At 60.2% G+C, this 17,007-nt stretch carries 14 protein-coding genes; 10 read left to right on the top strand and 4 right to left on the bottom strand.

The genetic code is table 11. The features are described from left to right. Window positions 1–5 precede the first annotated feature (5 nt). The 9 genes from ACYQ1A_RS04100 to ACYQ1A_RS04140 all read left to right on the top strand — a co-directional run bounded on the left by ACYQ1A_RS04100 (window position 6) and on the right by ACYQ1A_RS04140 (window position 11,982). A complete protein-coding gene (locus tag ACYQ1A_RS04100; RefSeq protein ID WP_053937218.1) occupies window positions 6–437 on the top strand; it encodes an ExbD/TolR family protein in 432 nt (143 codons plus the stop codon). 45 nt (window positions 438–482) lie between these two features. Then, window positions 483–905 (top strand): ExbD/TolR family protein, encoded by a 423-nt coding sequence (locus ACYQ1A_RS04105; protein ID WP_499360440.1) that lies wholly within the window; start codon window positions 483–485, stop codon window positions 903–905. A gap of 275 nt (window positions 906–1,180) precedes the next feature. Further along, a complete protein-coding gene (locus ACYQ1A_RS04110; RefSeq protein WP_499360441.1) occupies window positions 1,181–2,980 on the top strand; it encodes an ABC transporter substrate-binding protein in 1,800 nt (599 codons plus the stop codon). A 12-nt stretch (window positions 2,981–2,992) separates the two neighbouring features. After that, complete coding sequence (locus ACYQ1A_RS04115) at window positions 2,993–3,931, top strand: ABC transporter permease (RefSeq protein WP_062223452.1); 939 nt, start codon at window positions 2,993–2,995, stop codon at window positions 3,929–3,931. Between the two features lie 14 nt (window positions 3,932–3,945). Further along, window positions 3,946–5,010, top strand: a complete 1,065-nt coding sequence (locus tag ACYQ1A_RS04120) for an ABC transporter permease (RefSeq protein WP_499360442.1) — start codon at window positions 3,946–3,948, stop codon at window positions 5,008–5,010. Between the two features lie 10 nt (window positions 5,011–5,020). Next, window positions 5,021–6,721 (top strand): ABC transporter ATP-binding protein, encoded by a 1,701-nt coding sequence (locus ACYQ1A_RS04125; RefSeq protein ID WP_499360444.1) that lies wholly within the window; start codon window positions 5,021–5,023, stop codon window positions 6,719–6,721. A gap of 100 nt (window positions 6,722–6,821) precedes the next feature. Continuing rightward, window positions 6,822–8,849 (top strand): M13 family metallopeptidase, encoded by a 2,028-nt coding sequence (locus tag ACYQ1A_RS04130; protein WP_499360445.1) that lies wholly within the window; start codon window positions 6,822–6,824, stop codon window positions 8,847–8,849. 18 nt (window positions 8,850–8,867) lie between these two features. Further along, window positions 8,868–9,791: a hypothetical protein gene (locus ACYQ1A_RS04135; protein ID WP_499360446.1), complete on the top strand. Its 924-nt coding sequence runs from the start codon at window positions 8,868–8,870 to the stop codon at window positions 9,789–9,791. A 148-nt stretch (window positions 9,792–9,939) separates the two neighbouring features. Then, window positions 9,940–11,982 (top strand): M3 family metallopeptidase, encoded by a 2,043-nt coding sequence (locus ACYQ1A_RS04140; protein WP_499360448.1) that lies wholly within the window; start codon window positions 9,940–9,942, stop codon window positions 11,980–11,982. Between the two features lie 103 nt (window positions 11,983–12,085). On the opposite strand, the gene rsgA is transcribed toward ACYQ1A_RS04140, so the two are convergent. Both rsgA and ACYQ1A_RS04150 read right to left on the bottom strand, forming a co-directional pair. Then, complete coding sequence (gene rsgA, locus ACYQ1A_RS04145; protein WP_499360450.1) at window positions 12,086–13,156, bottom strand: ribosome small subunit-dependent GTPase A; 1,071 nt, start codon at window positions 13,154–13,156, stop codon at window positions 12,086–12,088. Between the two features lie 393 nt (window positions 13,157–13,549). Continuing rightward, the gene (locus tag ACYQ1A_RS04150; RefSeq protein WP_499360451.1) at window positions 13,550–13,768 is read right to left on the bottom strand and encodes a DUF1653 domain-containing protein; all 219 of its coding nucleotides are present in this window, start codon (window positions 13,766–13,768) and stop codon (window positions 13,550–13,552) included. A gap of 242 nt (window positions 13,769–14,010) precedes the next feature. Between ACYQ1A_RS04150 and ACYQ1A_RS04155 the strand changes: the two genes are divergently transcribed. Then, window positions 14,011–14,703: a type VI secretion system tube protein Hcp gene (locus ACYQ1A_RS04155; RefSeq protein WP_499360452.1), complete on the top strand. Its 693-nt coding sequence runs from the start codon at window positions 14,011–14,013 to the stop codon at window positions 14,701–14,703. A gap of 42 nt (window positions 14,704–14,745) precedes the next feature. Here ACYQ1A_RS04155 and ACYQ1A_RS04160 read toward each other — a convergent pair whose 3' ends face one another. Together ACYQ1A_RS04160 and ACYQ1A_RS04165 are read right to left on the bottom strand one after the other, a co-directional pair. Next, window positions 14,746–14,949 carry a hypothetical protein gene (locus ACYQ1A_RS04160; protein ID WP_499360454.1) on the bottom strand — a complete coding sequence of 68 codons (204 nt, stop codon included), beginning with the start codon at window positions 14,947–14,949 and terminating at the stop codon, window positions 14,746–14,748. Window positions 14,950–15,469: 520 nt separating this feature from the next. Then, window positions 15,470–16,912, bottom strand: a complete 1,443-nt coding sequence (locus tag ACYQ1A_RS04165; protein ID WP_499360456.1) for an aminotransferase-like domain-containing protein — start codon at window positions 16,910–16,912, stop codon at window positions 15,470–15,472. Between the last annotated feature and the right edge of the window lie 95 nt (window positions 16,913–17,007).

A 17,007-nucleotide genomic window follows, 5' to 3' on the forward strand; every position in this document is an offset into this window, starting at 1 on the left:
CGGACATGGCCCGTTACCAGAGACTCAGCCGCGGAGGCGCGGACGACGATCAGGTGATGTCGGCCATCAACACCACGCCGCTGGTCGACGTGATGCTGGTGTTGCTGATCATCTTTCTGATCACAATTCCGGTGGTTACCCAATCCATTGATGTGAAGCTGCCCAAGCAGTCCAATATCCCCACTCAGACCAAACCTGAGAACGTGGTGCTGGCTGTGGACAAGAAGGGCGTCACTTACTGGAACGTCACCCCGGTTTCCGATGAAGAACTGGCGAAGCGCCTTGATGCTGCGGCCAAGAAAGACCCGCAGCCCGAGGTGCATATCCGTGGCGACGCTGCCGCACGTTATGGTCCGCTGGGCCGCATCGTGCTGGCGGTGCAACGTGCGGGCATCGTCAAGATTGCCTTCATTACCGAACCACCTGCCAACAATTGATCGTTGCGGCGCAGCTTGTCTGCGCCGCCCAATGGAGAACACACCATGGCCATGAATGTAGGCGGATCGGGTGATGACGATCTGATGATGGAAATCAACACCACGCCGTTGATCGACGTGATGCTGGTTTTGCTGATCATGCTGATCATCACCATTCCTATCCAGACGCACGCCGTCAAACTGGATATGCCCACCAACAACAACTCGGCCAATAACGAAAAGCCGGTGGTGGTTGAGCTGGACATCAACCCGCAGAACGAAATTCGCTGGAATGGCGAAATCGTGGGCGGCCAGGCTGATCTGGAACAGCGTCTTAAAGGCATTGCCACGATGAACCCGCAGCCCGAGTTTCATATTCGCCCTGACAAAGACGCGACGTATGACCCGGTTGCAATGGTGCTGGCCGCTTCGCAACGCCTGGGCGTGAAGAAGATCGGCATTGTGGGCGGCGAGCAATTCATCCAGTGATGAAGACGCGCCCACCGCGCTAGCAGGTCCGTGCCTGAGTGGATAGCCCACTCAGGCATTTTTTCAGGCCGCAGTTGGGGTTTGCCGCTGTTTTTGCTTAAAAAACAGGCAAGCGCCCGCGCGGTGTGTTGTGCAAAACCGCGCCACAAGAAGCGCGTCTGGCGCGCTGTCCGGCCGCGCCGTAGCGGTCCGACCCGACCGCTGCAGCCACGTCAGACAGGCCGCGTATGCGCCGCAGGTGATCCCGGCGGCCCGGTATGAAGGAAGGGGGCAATATGAATATGTACAAGGTGGCGATCGCCGCGTTGCTGAGTGCCGTCGCCATGACTGCGCACTCTGCGGCTGACCCCAACAAAGTGCTGCGCACGTCGATGAATGCGCCAGAAACGGGCCTCGACCCGGCCAGGATTTCGGACGTGCCTTCGATCACGCTGATCGAAAACATGTTTGAACCGCTGCTCTCGTATGACTACGTGGCACGCCCGGCCAAACTGGTGCCCAATACGCTGACCGCCATGCCTGAAGTCAGCAGCGACGGCCGCACTTTTACGTTTCATTTGCTGCACGGTGTGTACTTTGCGCCTGACCCGGTATTCAAGGGCCAGAAGCGCGAGCTGACCGCCGCTGATTACGTTTATTCCTTTAAACGTCTGGTCGACCCCGCCACCAGTTCGCCCAACAACTATCTGGTTTCCGGCAAGTTTGTCGGGCTGGATGAACTGGTCGAAAAATCAAAAAAAGCCGGCAAGTTTGATTACGACAGCACGGTCGAGGGCCTGAAGGCGCTGGATCGCTACACGCTGCAGATCAAGCTCAAAGGCGAAGACCCCAGCCTGCTGTTTGTGCTGACCATGCCGCAAACCGGCGCCGTGGCGCGTGAAGTCATCCAGGCGTATGGCACCGACATCATGGCGCATCCGGTCGGTACCGGCCCCTACATGCTGCAAGAGTGGAAGCAGGGCCTGAAAACCACGCTGGTGGCCAACCCCAATTTCCATCATGTCGTTTACGACTTCCATCCTGAAGCTGGCGATGAAGAAGGCGAGCGCGTGGCGCGCGAAATGAACGGCAAGACCATGCCGCAGATCGGCAAGATCGAATACAACATCTACACCGAAGAACAGCCGATGTGGCTGTCCTTCAAGAGCCAGCAGCTGGATGAGCTGTATGGCGTGCCGCAGCCGCTGATTCGGGGCGTGCTGGTAAGCGATCCGCATAATCCGCGTCGTGTGGCACTCAAGCCCGAGTACCGCAAGCTGGGCATCAAGCTCACCCGCAACTTGCAGACCGAAGTCACCTATCACACCTTCAATATGAAAGACCCGGTGCTGGGTGGGCTGAGCAAAGACAAGATCGCGCTGCGCCGTGCCATTGCCATGTCGTTTGATGAAGACCAGATCATCCGCGACATCCGCCGCAATCAGGCCGTGCGCGTGCAATACCTGATTCCGGAAGGCGTGGTGGGGCATAACCCGAACTTCCGTATCGCATATCCGTTTAACCGTCCGCTGGCCAATGCCTTGCTGGATCAGTTTGGTTACAAGATCGGCGCTGACGGTTATCGCACCTTGCCCAATGGCCAGGCGTTTTCGGTCGATTTCATGACCGACCAGGGCGCGATCGGGCGCCAGTGGAACGAGTACTGGCAAGAGGCGTTTGACTCGATCAAGATCCGCGTCAAATTCCGTGTCACGCCGTTCAACGATGCCATCAAGGCGCTGCGTAGCTGCCAGTACGGCATGTATGGCTATGCCTGGCTGGCGGATTATCCCGACGGCGAAGACTTTGTGATGCTGAACTACAGCAAGAACATTGGGGGCGAAAACGCGGCGTGCTACGCCTCGCCGCGCTACGACGCGCTGTACGAAAAAGCGCGCTACCTGAAGGACGGCCCGGAACGTAGCCAGTTGTACGACCAGATGAACAAGGTGATGGCCGAAGACACGCCGTGGATACCGGATAACACCCGTTTCCACAACCGGCTGATGCAGCCGTGGGTGCTGGGCGACATGATCCACCCGATTTTCAATTCGTCCTGGAAGTTCATGGACATCGCGCCGCACGCTGGCCAATAAAGGAGCGCAACCATGTTCGCGTATATCGTGCGCCGTGTACTGCAAATGATCCCCACGCTGTTCGGGGTGATGTTGCTGGTATTTACCCTGTTCAACCTGTTTGGCGGCGACCCGTCGCTGATCCTGGCGGGCAAGCATCTGACGCCGGAAACCCTGGCCAATATCCGGGCACAACTGGGGCTGGATCTCAGCCGCGGCCAGCAGTTCTGGATCTTTATCAAGCAGGTGCTGACGCTGGACTTTGGCACTTCGTGGAATACGCAGCAGCCGGTGGGTGACGTGATCGGCTCGCGCATCAGCGCCTCGCTTACCCTGACCGGCACGCTGCTGGTGGTGGACTTGCTGATTGCCTTGCCGCTGGCCGCGTTGGTGGCTTATTTCCGCGGTGGCGTCACCGATCGCATCGTCACCATTTGCTGCACGGTGGCCATGTCGATTTCGGCACTGGTCTACATCATTGCTGGCCAGTACTGGCTGGCCTACAAATTTGGCTGGTTTCCGGTCAGCGGCTGGAGCAATTCGTTCTGGGTCAATCTGCTGATCTACGTGCCGCTGCCCATGTTGATGGGCTTGATGGTTTCGCTGGGCCCGGATATCCGCTTCTATCGTTCGTTCTTTGTCGAAGAAATGAACCACGATTACGTCCGCACGGCGCGGGCCAAAGGCCTGAGCGAGCAACGCATCATGCTCAAACACGTGCTGCGCAATGCGCTGATTCCGGTGGTCACCACGGTCATGATGTCGCTGCCGTATTTGCTGATTGGTGCGTTGGTGCTGGAAACCTTCTTCAGCATCCCCGGCATGGGCAATGCGGTGGTACTGGCGATGCATAACAGCGACTTTCCGGTGATCAAGGCCATTACGATTTATGTCGCGCTGGCCACCATGATCTTTAACTTGCTGGCGGATCTGGTCTACAAGCTGATCGACCCGCGCGTGCAGCTCAAATAATCCGGCGGAACATCATGACAACGACTGTACAAAATGCGCCGGTGGTCCAGGCCGAGCCCAAAGTGAATACCGGTTTCTGGGCGCAGGGCTGGCGGCGGCTCAAGCGCGACAAAGTGGCGCTGATTTCGCTGTGGATTGTGGCGATCTATCTGCTGATCGCCGTAGGCGGCTGGCTGGGTCTGATCGGTGATGGCTGGCGCGAGCAGATTGCCGAGCCGTATGCCCCGCCGTCCTGGGTCAAGGCCGAGGGGGTGGATACCCTGCCGGCAGAAAAACACATCAGAAAGCCCGGCCAGAGCGATCAACTGGTGTACATGACAGCGCAAGAAGATCCGCTGGGCCCGGCGTTGGCAGAGGCGCAAAAGAATGTGGCGCAATACACCAGCGCGGTAAAAACCCGGCGTGAGTCGCTGCCGTTTGGCGCGGATTTGCGTGGCCGCGATGTCATCACCAAAACCATCAAGGGCACGTCCACTTCGGTCTTTGTCGGCGTGTTTGCCGCGATCAGCACCTTGCTGATCGGCACTGTGCTGGGCGCTTTCTCCGGCTACTTTGGCGGCAAGGTCGATGACTTTCTGAACTGGTTCTACAACGTGTTCACCTCAGTACCGGACATGTTGCTGCTGCTGTCGTTCTCGGCCGTGGCCGGGCCGGGCCTCAAGACCATTATTTGTGTGATGGCCTTGACCAGCTGGACCGGTACCTATCGCCTGGTGCGCGCGGAATACCTCAAGCTGAAAAGCCGCGAATACGTGCAGGCCGCCAGCGCCATCGGTGCCAGCGACTGGCGTCGCATGTTTATCCACATCCTGCCGAATATCTCGCATCTGCTGCTGGTGCAGTTCTCGCTGCTGACCGTGGCCATGATCAAGTACGAGGCCATTCTGTCCTTTCTTGGTTTTGGCGTGGGCGTCACCGAGGTCAGCCTGGGCTCGATGCTGGCGGAAGCACCGGCCGAGCTGGTGCAAGGCGTGTGGTGGCAAATGATCGCCGTCACGCTGGCGATGTCGGTGCTGGTCACCGCTTTCAGTTTGTTGATCGATGGTCTGCGCGATGCGCTTGACCCGAAAGCCCGCTAAGGAGCATCCGATGACTGCATCCCAAGACCTGCTCCTGCAAATCCGCAATCTCAAGGTGACGTTCCGCCAGGATGACGGCGGCACCTTCGAAGCCCTGAAAGGCATCAACTTCGATATCCCGCGCAACCGCACCGTGGCCCTGGTGGGCGAATCCGGTTCGGGTAAGTCGGTGACCTCGATGGCCATCATGCAGTTACTGCCGCCACGCCAGACGATCATCGATCCGGCCAGCCAGGTGACGTTTGAAGGCCGCGATCTGCTGGCGCTCGAAGGCGCCGAGTTGCGCAAGATGCGCGGCAAAGATATCGCCATGATTTTTCAGGAGCCGATGAGCTCGCTGAACCCGGTGTTTACCGTGGGTGACCAGATCGCGGAAACGCTGATGCTGCACGCTGGTCTCAACCGCCGCGATGCCTTCAAGCGCACGGTCGAATTGTTGACCGAAGTGGGCTTGCCCGAGCCGGAAAAGCGCGTCAAAGCCTATCCGCATGAATTGTCGGGCGGCCAGCAGCAACGCGTGATGATCGCCATGGCGATTGCCTGCGAACCCAAATTGTTGATCGCCGATGAGCCAACCACCGCGCTGGATGTGACCATCCAGAAACAGATTCTGCAATTGCTGGCCGATCTGCAGAAAAAGCACGGCATGTCGGTGCTGTTTATTACGCACGATCTGGGTCTGGTGGGCGAGTTTGCCGATGACGTGGTGGTGATGCGCCACGGCGAAATCCGCGAAGCCGGTACGGTGGAACAGATCTTCAACGCGCCCGCCAATCCGTATACCAAAGCGCTGCTCAACTGCCGGCCGCATCTGGACAGCCGCCCGCTGCGCCTGGCGGTCATCGATGATTTCATGCAGCCCGGCGGCTACGTCAAACCGGGTGAGCGCGTGCGCGGCTATGAGGCCAGCGACGAAATCATTCTGGACGTGCAGCATCTGGCCAAATCGTTTGATATCCGCCAGGGCCTGTTTGGCAAACGCCAGTTTCATGCGGTCAAAGACGTGTCGTTCCAGCTGCCGCGCGGCAAGACGCTGGGCATTGTGGGCGAATCGGGCTCGGGCAAGACTACGGTCGGTCTGACGCTGGTGCGTTTGCATCAGGCCACGGGCGGCAAGGCGCTGTTCCACGGCAAGGATTTGCTGGCGATGTCGGCGCGCGAATTCCACGAATACAAACGCCGCATCCAGATTATTTTCCAGAATCCGTATGCCTCGCTGAACCCGCGCTTTACCGTCGAGCAAATCCTGACCGAACCAATGATGTTGCACGGCATCGGCCGCGTGCAGATCGAGCGCGTCAAGATGGCCCAGGCGCTGCTGGATCGGGTGGGTTTGCCCGCGCGTTCCTTGTCGCGCTATCCGCATGAGTTTTCCGGTGGCCAACGCCAGCGGATTGCCATTGCACGTTGCCTGACGCTCAAGCCGGAAGTGCTGATTTGCGATGAATCGGTGTCCGCACTGGATGTGTCGGTGCAGGCGCAAGTGCTGAACCTGCTGCAAGAGCTGCAGGATGAATACCAGTTGTCGTACCTGTTTATCTCGCATGATCTGGCGGTGGTTAAACATATCTCCGACCAGGTGCTGGTGATGAACAAGGGCGAAGTGGTGGAGCAGGGTGATTCGGACGCAATCTATCGCGCCCCGTCGGCCAGTTACACCCGTAAATTGCTTGATTCGATTCCGACCGGCTGGCAGCCACAGCCCGCCTGAGTCATCCCCCGCGGCCCGCGCCCGCCGGAACTTTCATCGGCGGGGGCGGGCCTCAGCGTTTGCAGTTTTGCCTACCCCCACCCAGAGCAAGGAACCGTCGATGAAATTGTTCCGTCTGGCAGCGCTCAGCGTTGCCGTTTCTCTCAGTCTGTCTGCCCATGCCGCCGTCACCGAAGCCTTGACCGCCGGTGTCGACAAGAGCCAGTTCGATACCAGCGTGCGTCCGCAAGACAATGTCTTTGATTACGTGAATGGCAACTGGGTAAAGAACACCCCGATTCCGGCGGATCAATCCGCCATTGGCGCCTTCTACACCCTGCGCGATGAGAGCGAAGCCCGCTCGAAGACGCTGCTGGAAACCGCCATGGCCAGCGCGCAAGCGCCGGGTTCGGACGAACAGAAGATCGCCGATCTGTATCGCAGCTATATGGACGAAGCACGGCTGGAAAAACTGGGTGCGGCGCCGGTCAAACCGGCACTGGCGCAAATCGACCAGATTGCCAACCTGCATGAACTGTTTGCCACGCTGGGCAAGCTGCAATACGTGTCGATCGACCTGCCGCTGAATATCAGCGTGGGCCAGGATCCGGATGACGCACGCCGGTATGAAGTCAGCATCAATCAGGGCGGGCTGGGCTTGCCGGACCGCGATTACTATCTGAGCGACGATGCCCGCTTTGCCAAAGCGCGCGAGGCTTATGTCGTCTATCTGACCCGGTTGTTTAGCCTGGCGGGCGAAAAGACCCCGGCCGAGCAGGCTAAAACCGTGATGGCGCTGGAAACCGCCATCGCCCAGGTGCAGTGGACCAACGTGGAAAACCGCGATCCGATCAAAACGCACAATCCGCGCAACCGCGCTGCCTTGCCCAAGACCGCACCGGACTTTGACTGGAATACCTGGCTGGATAACGCGGGCCTGACCTCGCTGGCGCAAGTTGATATCAGCCAGCCGAACTACACCGAAGCGCTGGGCCAGTTGCTGAAAAAACAGCCGCTGAGCACCTGGCAAAGCTATCTGAAGGCGCGCACGCTGGATGCCGCTGCACCGCTGCTGTCCAAAGAGTTTGTCCAGGCCCACTTTGCCTTGCATGGCACCGCGTTGACGGGCACCACCGAACAACGCGCACGCTGGAAGCGCGGCGTGTCGGCGGTGAATGGCTCGCTGGGCGATGCGCTGGGCAAGCCGTGGGCGGCCGCGTACTTTCCGCCGGAATCCAAAGCCCGGATGGAAGCACTGGTGGGCAATCTGCTGAAGGCCTATCAGCAAAGCATTGAAACGGTAAGCTGGATGTCGCCACCGACGCGCGTGCAGGCGCAGAAAAAGCTGGCGGCCTACACCACCAAAATCGGTTATCCGAGCAAATGGCGCGATTACAGCGCGCTTGAAATCAAAGCCGATGATCTGTTCGGCAATATGACGCGCTCGGCCGCCTATCGCTACCAGTACGACCTGAACCGCCTGGGCAAGCCGGTGGATCGCACCGAGTGGGGCATGTACCCGCAAACCGTTAACGCCTATTACAACCCGGCGATGAACGAAATCGTGTTCCCGGCCGCCATCCTGCAAGCGCCGTTCTTTAATGCCAAAGCGGACGATGCGGCCAACTATGGCGGCATTGGTGCCGTAATCGGCCACGAAATCAGCCACGGTTTTGATGACCAGGGCAGCCAGTACGATGGCGACGGCAATCTCAAAAACTGGTGGACGCCGGCTGACCGCACCGCGTTTGAAGCGCTGACCAGCAAGCTGGTGGCACAGTACGACGCCTACGAGCCGCTGCCGGGCAAACATGTAAACGGCAAGCTGACGCTCGGCGAGAATATTGCGGACCTGTCTGGCCTGCAAATTGCCTATAAAGCCTATCACCTGTCGCTGAATGGCAAGCCTGCGCCGGTGATTGATGGCCTGACCGGCGATGAGCGCTTCTTCCTTGCTTTTGCGCAAATCTGGCGCGGCAAGATGCGCGATGCGGCGCTGCTGAAGCAAGTGGCGACTGATCCGCATTCGCCCATGGCGTTCCGTGCCATCGGCGCGTCGATGAACAGCGATGGCTTTGCCGAAACCTTTGGCACCAAGCCGGGCGACAAGATGTACAAGGCACCGCAAGACCGTATCCACATGTGGTAAGCACCGGCAGGAGCAGGCATGGACTTTGAAGGTTTGATTGCACAAGGCTGGAAAGACCATGCCCGCAACCCGGCGGAGGTCGCGCGCAGTATTAGTGAGGCCCAGCCCGCCACGCCGGAGCAGGCCGCCGCGTTGTTACGCTTGGGCAATCATGTGCTGGGCGAGCATCTGAATGACTGGGAAGGCGCGCTGGGTCTGGCCGAGCGCGTGGCTGCCGGGTTTGCCGATGACTTTGCCGAAGACGGCACTGAAATTCCTGGCATCGCCGAAATGCTGCAGTTCTTGATTGTGGCGCAGACGCTGGATGGTGACCGCATGGCGGCGCTCAGCAATCAACATCGTTTGCACGCGCTGTCGCCCAGCCAGGCCAGCCTGCGCCAGCTCAAACTGAGTGGCCAGTTGCCCGGCCCGCTGGTGCGCGCGGGGCGCTTTGAAGAAGGCGCAGCCATTTACCGCGGCCTGTTACTGCCGGCCCGCCAGCAGAACGACAGCGGCGTGCAGCGCCATATCGCCATCGTCAGCAACAACCTGGCGACTGCCCTGCTGGAACTGCCGACGCGTACGCCGCAGCAAGCGGCTTTGATGCAGGAAGCCGCGCAGGTGGCGCTGGAGTTCTGGTTACGTTGCGGCACCTGGGTCAATCACGAGCGCGCACTGTATCTGCAAGCGCTGGTGGCCAATGCCGTCAATCAGGCGCAACAAGCGTTGCAGTACGCCGATCAGGCACTGGCGCTGATTGCGGCACATGGCGCCGAGCCGGTCGACCAGGCGTTTATCTTGCTGGCGCGGGCCCATGCTTTGCGCGTCTTGGGCAATCCCGAAGGCTACGGCCACGCGCTGGCCGATGCGCAAACGCTGGCTGATGCTTTTGACGATGTCGATCTCAAAACCTGGTATGCCGAAGAAAAGGCTCGCGCCGTCGGGGCGCCGCTCGCGGTTTGAGCCGCTGGCACATTGTCTGTTTGAGTACACAGCGGAGCGCCGCACTTTGACCCGTCCTACCCGGGCTGGCACAGTCGTCGCTTGTTTATTTGTTATCTGAACGTAACCGACGCCGGTTGCGTTTGTTTCGCCCAAAAGGCCGCGCATCATGACCGATCTGAACAATCCCTTGCTGCAAGCGTGGAATACGCCGTGGCAGATTCCGCCGTTTGCCGAAATCCAGCCGGCGCACTTTGCGCCCGCGTTTGCGGTGCTGTTTGCCGAGCATCTGGCTGAAGTCGACGCCTTGGCCGCGCAGAGCGAGGCCCCGACTTTTGAAAACACCGTCGCTGCGTTTGATCGCGCTGGCCGCAAACTGCAAGCGGTGCGTTTTACCTTTGAGAACCTGACCGCCTCTGAGTCTCCGGCTGAACTGCAAGCCGTCGAGCGCGAGATGGCGCCGTTGCTGGCGCAGCATTACAGCCAGGTCTCGATGCATGCCGGTTTCTTCGCCCGCCTCAACGCGGTGTATCAGCAAGCCGATCAGCTTGATCTGTCGGAAGAACAGCGCCGTTTGCTGAAAGCCTTCCACAAGGATTTCGTGCGCACCGGCGCTTTGTTGCAGGGTGCGGATCGCGCCCGCTTTGCCGCCATCGTGTCGCGGCTGGCCGATCTGCAAACGCAATTCGGTCAGAACGTATTGGCGGATGAAGCTGAATTCAAACTGGCGCTGCATGGCGAAGCCGATATGGCCGGTCTGCCGGACTGGTTGCGCCAGGCCGCCCACAGCGCCGCGCAAGAACGTGGTGTCGACGGCCATGTGATTACGCTGTCGCGCTCGTCGGTGGTGCCCTTCCTGACCTTCTCCACCCGCCGCGATCTGCGCGAAGCCGCCTGGCGCGGCTGGACCACACGCGGCGAGCATCCCGAACGCAATAACACCCCGATCGCGCGCGAAATCCTGACCCTGCGCATCGAACAAGCGCGTTTGCTCGGCTATGACAGCTTTGCTGATTACGCGCTGGCCAACCGGATGGCGGGCAAGCCCTCGGCCGTGTACGAATTGCTGCGCCAGGTGTGGGAGCCCGCCAAAGCACGCTGGGCCGAAGAACGTGCCGCCCTGGTCGAACAAGCCGCCGCGCTGGGCGAGCCGACCGATATCCAGCAATGGGACTGGTTTTACCTGGCCGAAAAAGTCCGCGCTGCACGCTTTGCGCTGGAAGACGCGGAGGTCAAACCGTATTTCAGCCTCGACGCCATGCTCGAAGCCGTCTTCGATTGCGCACATCGCTTGTTCGGCCTGAGTTTCCACGAGCGTCACGACGTTGCGCTGTATCACCCGGACGCCCGCTTCTGGGAAGTCAGCCGCAATGGCGCGGTGATGGGCTTGTTTATCGGCGACAACTACGCGCGGCCGAACAAACAAGGCGGCGCATGGATGCATACCTTCCGCGTGCAGCACCGCAATGGCAGCGAGTCGCTGCCTATCGTCATCAACAACAACAACTTTGCCAAAGGCGGCGATGGCCCGACTTTGCTGAGTTTTGATGACGTGCGCACGCTGTTCCATGAATTTGGCCACGGCCTGCACGGCCTGCTGTCGAACGTCACCTACGCACGCTTGTCCGGTACCGATGTGCCGCAAGACTATGTCGAGCTGCCGTCGCAATTGCTGGAAAACTGGGCGCTGGTCCCCGAGGTGCTGGCCCAGCACGCCCGCCATTGGCAAACCGGCGAGCCCATCCCGGCCGCGTTGGTGGAGCGCATCCGCGCTTCGCAAACGTTTAATCAGGGCTTCGAGACCGTGCGCTACACCGCCAGCACCTTGATCGACCTGGCGCTGCATTTGCAGGAAGACCCCAGCCAGATCGATATTGGCGTATTTGAAGCGGAAGAACGTGAGCGCCTGGGCGTGCCGCATGAAGCCGGTATGAATCACCGCCTGCCGCACTTCCGCCACATCTTTACCGGCGACGCTTATGCCGCCGGTTACTACGTGTATATGTGGGCTGAGGTGCTGGAGGCCGAGGCGTTTGATGCCTTTGACGAAACCGGCGACGCCTTTAACCCGGCGCTGGCAGAAAAGCTGTATCGCTATATCTACAGCGCGGGCGACAGTCGTGAACAGCGCGCGGCATTTGCCGCCTTCCGTGGGCGCGAGCCGCAAGCCGGGCCGATGCTGCGTAAGCGCGGATTGTTGACCGCCGCCTGATCTGCGCCAGGCCCTGCCTGGGCCAGAAACCCGGCGCCACGCCTGCTGCGTGCCGCCGGGTTTTGTTTTTGCTGCGCCGCTGGCGGCGCGCCCATGTCGGTGCTTACATGCGCTTGGCCCGCGCCCGGGCGTGGCCCGCCTTGCCGATGGCCTTCCATTTCTGCCCCGCCTCCTGCCGTTGCAATACCGTCATCTGGCTGCGCCGGATCTCGCGCAGCAGCTTGTGATAATTGCGCAGCCGATCCGCATCCACCGCATCGCGCACCGCGCAGCCCGGTTCGTCCTGATGCTGGCAATCACGAAAGCGGCACAGCGGCGCCAGTGCATCGATATCGGCAAAACTGGCGCTGACATCGTCGACATCCGCATCCGCACGCCAGGTGCGCAAACCGGGCGTATCAATCACGCAGGCGCCGCCAGGCAAACGATGCAAAGAACGCGCGGTGGTGGTGTGTCGACCGCGGCTATCGCCTGCACGCACTGCGCCGGTGATCTGGCTGCTGGTGTCGAGCAGGGTATTGGTCAGCGTGGATTTGCCGGCGCCGCTGGAACCCAACAGGACGAGGGTCTGCCCATCACCCAGCCACGGCGCCAACTCAGCCCGTGCCTGACCGGACAAACCATTCAAGGCGACCAGGGGCACTGACGCGGGCAGACGGGCGCGCAATTCGGCAATGCGCTCCGGCACCTGTTGGCCAATATCTGCCTTGCTGAGCACCACCACCGCCTGTACCCCGGCCGCGTGGGTCAAGGCCAGATAGCGCTCCAGCCGACGCGGGTTGTAGTCGTGATCCAGGCCCATGACCAACAAAGCGGTATCGACATTGCTGACCAAAGGCTGGCGACTGCCATCGCTGGCGCGCCGCGCTAACTGGCTGAGCGGCGGTACCCGGGCGGCAATCCAGATTTCGGTCAGGGCATTGGTTTGCGCCAACGCCCAGTCCCCTACCGCCAACGGCGTTCCTGCGCGCTGCAAATCGGCCGCCAGCCACGGCAGGATGCGCGCGTGATGCTCGGTCAGGCCGTCGTGCACGGTCAGTTGGTCGCGCTGGATTTCAATCACGCGTGCCAGATGGACGTCGGGCAGGGCGGCTTCAGGCAGGGCGTAAACATGGTTAATCAAACTCTGGCTCAGGCCGATGGCCTGCAAACGAGCGTATTCAATCGCAATCATGATGTGCGTCATTCCACGTTTATGCGCTCGCACAGTGGCGAGCGAACACTACGCCAGACGTGGCAAAGGCATCACGTGGGCATAGCAGCAAAAGTGAGAAGTCGGCAGGCCGCGACCAGGCGCTGCGTCCGCAATCAAGTTGCGAGCGGCACCGCGCTGTGAGGAATCAGTGCGTGTGGGTAACGCGCGTTTGCTTATGCCAGCAAGGCCACAAACAAAAAAACGAGCGCCCGATCAGGCAGCGGCCGACAGGAGGGTGTGATCAGCTTGAGCCATGGCAATCTCCTGTGGACGTGGGGGAAAAGAGCGGCCAGTCTGCGCGGCGCTGACGAAGTGCGTCAAGGATGCGTACGCAGACCGGCGTATTTTTGCGACAGTGAGAATGGGCCGCGCTCAACGCATCAGTGCGCGAAAACGCGGCGAACCGTCGGGCAAATCGCCATGAAACATATCCGCTGGCCGCACCCACAGCGCCCGCGCGTGGGGCCACAAATGCTCGTAAACCGTCATAGCCTCGCCTGTTTCAGAATGAGTGGCCGTACCCAGTTCGCGGTAAAAACCGCCTTTGTAGTGTTGGTGGGTGGCAAGTTGGCGTGCTTCGGATTCGGTCATGACAGACGGCCCGCAAAGGTCAAAACGCGCATCATGGCGGCTGCTGCGCGGCGCCGCAAGCATGGCTTATACGTCGCGTCATAGCAGTTGGTGACTAAAACACAAGCTGTTGATTTATATCAATTATTAAGAATGTTCTGCTACTCCGCTCGTCTTTCCAGAATACAGAAATACGCTGTCTAAAACGGTCAGCTGCGTACGCTGCAAAGGTTGTGCCCGTAACCAACCTGTGGAGTGCAGTCATGAAAATCTCGACCTTGATCGGCGGTACCGCTTTTGCAATGTGCATGAGCGGCGCGTGGGCTAACAGCTTTTATCTGAGCATCAGCGGCGTACAAGGCAACGCGGCGCTGGCCAAACCGCCAGCCGATGCACCCAGCGGCTTGTTTGGCATCAGCAGCTTTGCGTGGGGCGTTACCAACAACGTCAGCACCGGCGTGGGTGGCGGTGGCAGCGCCGGCAAAGCCAGCGGCGCCAAATTAAGCTGGAGCCAAAGCCTGGGCAGCTCGTTTATTGATCTGCTCAAAGATAGCGTCAGCGGCAAACACGTGCCCGAAGCCAACCTCTACATCCTGGGCGCGGGTGAGGCCAAAAATACGCCGTTGTTCGAGATGTCGTTTGACGATGTGCTCATCTCGTCGCTGCAATTAACTGGCGCGAATGGTGCGGCGGCGGTGGCCGGGGCGTTTGCGTGGAATGTGGTCACCATCAAACAATGGACGCAAAACCCGGACGGCAGCATCGGCGACCCGCGCAGCGTCACCTGGAACCTCAGCAAAAACACCATCACCGGCAATAGCGATGTGCTGGCGTCCTTCTTCGCCTTCGAAGCCGCCGCCCCGGTGCCGGAGCCCGAAACCTGGGCTTTGATCGGGCTGGGCGCTGTGGCGCTGACGGCGCGGCAATGGCGACGCAGCAAGGCATTGACGGCATAAGCCAGAAGACGCGTTGCCCCTGCGGGGGCAACGTTTTCAACATTACGATCCGTCAGCCAAACGCTTGATTACCTTGATATGGCGCTTGATGATCCGCTCGGCCAATTCCTCGCACGTGGGTAATACGCCCGGTTGTGAGCCGAGAACAGGGGGATTCTCTGCACGATATTCGTGCGCATTTGCAGAAGTGATTTTGGGTCTATTGGATACGGGCTTAAGCCCATAATCGGCGGCAGTTTTTTTCATGTTGGTGTATCGGGGAAATGCTGGAGCCCAAGTCTTGCATGTACTTGCCGCTTAGCCCTGAGAATTCCGCGGCACTTTGCCGTCGCAGTGCATTCCGTCTTTATGCGATCAGCAAGAAAACCTGGTTCGATCTACCCCACCACAACCACGCCCACCCGCCGTTGCGCAGCAACAAGGCAACGCCACAGGCACGCCAGCGGCATCTCCTGAGCGCGAGAAGGTAGGAGACCGGGTTTATGGGCTCCGACTGAACGTCGCGTCCGCGGAGCGGCAGCTGCAAATCCTGGTTATGCAGACGGTTAGTCTCGGCTTTTGACCTTATCCCTTCTGCGCAGCTTTATCGCGCGGAGGGTCGCCTTTCTTTTGGTTACTTTGCTTTGGCGAGACAAAGAAAAGTGACGTGCTCCCGGGCACCCCCGGGTATCAAAAATGCGCCGCAGGCTAAGCGGTTAAGGTCTGTTCGGCATATGCCGAACGTCAAAAATGCGCCGCAGGCAAAGACTTTGCCTGGTTTTCCCAATTACGCGGCCACCCGCCCCATCCGATCCACAATCCGCGCCAACGCCCGGATCGCCCGCTCCACCTCGGGCGTATACGGCAGCCCCACGCTCAGCCGGATAAAGTGATCAAACCGTGTCGAATTGGAAAACATCATCCCCGGCGCAATGCGGATGCCCTGATCCAGCCCGCGCTCAAACACCTCGCGTGAGGAAATCTGGTCGGGCAGTTCCACCCACAGCCCCAGCCCGCCAGAAGGCACGCTCAGCCGCGTTTCTTCCGGAAAATACGCCGCGACTGCATCGGCCAGTTGCAAGCGCTGGGTGCGCAGATGCTGACGCAGGCGGCGCAGATGGCGCTCGTACGCGGGTGTGGCCATATAGTCGGCCAGCACCAGTTGGTTAAGCGCCTCGTTGGGCCGCGTCTGTGCGTATTTCAGCATCTGGCAGCGCGCCAGCCATTTGCCCGGCGCAATCCAGCCCAGGCGCATGCCCGGCGACACCACCTTGTGCAGCGAGGCGCAATGGATGACGTTGCCGCTTTTGTCCCAGGCTTTAAGCGCGCGCAGCGGCACGTCGTCGTTGGTGAGCGACGAATAGGTGTCATCTTCGATCAGCGCAATGTCGCGCTGCTCGCACCACGCCACCAGCGCTTGCTTGGTGGTATCGGGCATGATGCTGCCCAAGGGATTCTGGAAGTTGGGGACCACCACCACGGCTTTCAGATCGGGATAGGTTTCCGCCGCGCGTTGCAATGCTTCCAGCGACATGCCGGTTTGCGGGCTGGTGGGGATTTCCAACGCGCGCATGCCCAGCGTTTCCAGAATCTGCAGCAAGCCAAAGAAAGTGGGCGACTCTACCGCAATCACATCGCCCGGTTGCGCCACTGCGCGCAAGGCCAGGTTGAGCGCCTCGACGCAGCCGTGTGCCACGATAATGTCATCGGCAGTGAGCTGCATGCCGTGCGTGAGCGCGCGCTGCGCCAGTGTGCGGCGGAACGACATCTCACCGTTGTGCGGCGCGTTCTCGCCAAACAGCATCGGCTTTTGCCGCAGCACGCGTTGGGCGGTGCGGCTGAGTGCCTCGTTGGGATACAGCGCCGGCGCACCGCAGGCACCGCCCAGGTTGATCTGTACCTCTGCTTGCAGGCTACGCGCGGTGACGGCGGAAACACGTTCGTGGATACCCACGTATTGCGCTGGATCGGCAATTTGTTGGGTCGGCTCGATGGCCGGCGCTAATGCGCGAGTGCGGGCGCGTACAAAATAGCCTGAGCGCGGTCGCGCTTCGAGCACGCCTTGTTGTTCCAGTTCGCGGCAGGCTTGCAACGCCGTCGACAAGCTCACGCCGTGACGTGACATCAGCGTGCGCACGCTGGGCATGCGTGCACCCACCGCGAGAGTGCCGTTGTCGATGGCGTTGAGATAGTGGTTCGCCAGTTGGCGATAGAGCGGGAGAGGGTCCATGCGGCTCATTATCAGTCGCCGTCAGCTCACCACACACATACAGATAATTTGAGATTGGACCGGAACAGATGGCGTATTCCATCGGCATTACGCCA

This window comes from Silvimonas sp. JCM 19000 (genome assembly GCF_054652575.1).

What these genes read in the sequence shown, in the direction of transcription:
- ACYQ1A_RS04100 (WP_053937218.1), top strand. Translation starts at nt 6, where the DNA reads ATGGCCCGTTACCAGAGACTCAGCCGCGGAGGCGCGGACGACGATCAG.
- ACYQ1A_RS04105 (WP_499360440.1), top strand. Translation starts at nt 483, where the DNA reads ATGGCCATGAATGTAGGCGGATCGGGTGATGACGATCTGATGATGGAA.
- ACYQ1A_RS04110 (WP_499360441.1), top strand. Translation starts at nt 1,181, where the DNA reads ATGAATATGTACAAGGTGGCGATCGCCGCGTTGCTGAGTGCCGTCGCC.
- ACYQ1A_RS04115 (WP_062223452.1), top strand. Translation starts at nt 2,993, where the DNA reads ATGTTCGCGTATATCGTGCGCCGTGTACTGCAAATGATCCCCACGCTG.
- ACYQ1A_RS04120 (WP_499360442.1), top strand. Translation starts at nt 3,946, where the DNA reads ATGACAACGACTGTACAAAATGCGCCGGTGGTCCAGGCCGAGCCCAAA.
- ACYQ1A_RS04125 (WP_499360444.1), top strand. Translation starts at nt 5,021, where the DNA reads ATGACTGCATCCCAAGACCTGCTCCTGCAAATCCGCAATCTCAAGGTG.
- ACYQ1A_RS04130 (WP_499360445.1), top strand. Translation starts at nt 6,822, where the DNA reads ATGAAATTGTTCCGTCTGGCAGCGCTCAGCGTTGCCGTTTCTCTCAGT.
- ACYQ1A_RS04135 (WP_499360446.1), top strand. Translation starts at nt 8,868, where the DNA reads ATGGACTTTGAAGGTTTGATTGCACAAGGCTGGAAAGACCATGCCCGC.
- ACYQ1A_RS04140 (WP_499360448.1), top strand. Translation starts at nt 9,940, where the DNA reads ATGACCGATCTGAACAATCCCTTGCTGCAAGCGTGGAATACGCCGTGG.
- rsgA (WP_499360450.1), bottom strand. Translation starts at nt 13,156, where the DNA reads ATGATTGCGATTGAATACGCTCGTTTGCAGGCCATCGGCCTGAGCCAG.
- ACYQ1A_RS04150 (WP_499360451.1), bottom strand. Translation starts at nt 13,768, where the DNA reads ATGACCGAATCCGAAGCACGCCAACTTGCCACCCACCAACACTACAAA.
- ACYQ1A_RS04155 (WP_499360452.1), top strand. Translation starts at nt 14,011, where the DNA reads ATGAAAATCTCGACCTTGATCGGCGGTACCGCTTTTGCAATGTGCATG.
- ACYQ1A_RS04160 (WP_499360454.1), bottom strand. Translation starts at nt 14,949, where the DNA reads ATGAAAAAAACTGCCGCCGATTATGGGCTTAAGCCCGTATCCAATAGA.
- ACYQ1A_RS04165 (WP_499360456.1), bottom strand. Translation starts at nt 16,912, where the DNA reads ATGGACCCTCTCCCGCTCTATCGCCAACTGGCGAACCACTATCTCAAC.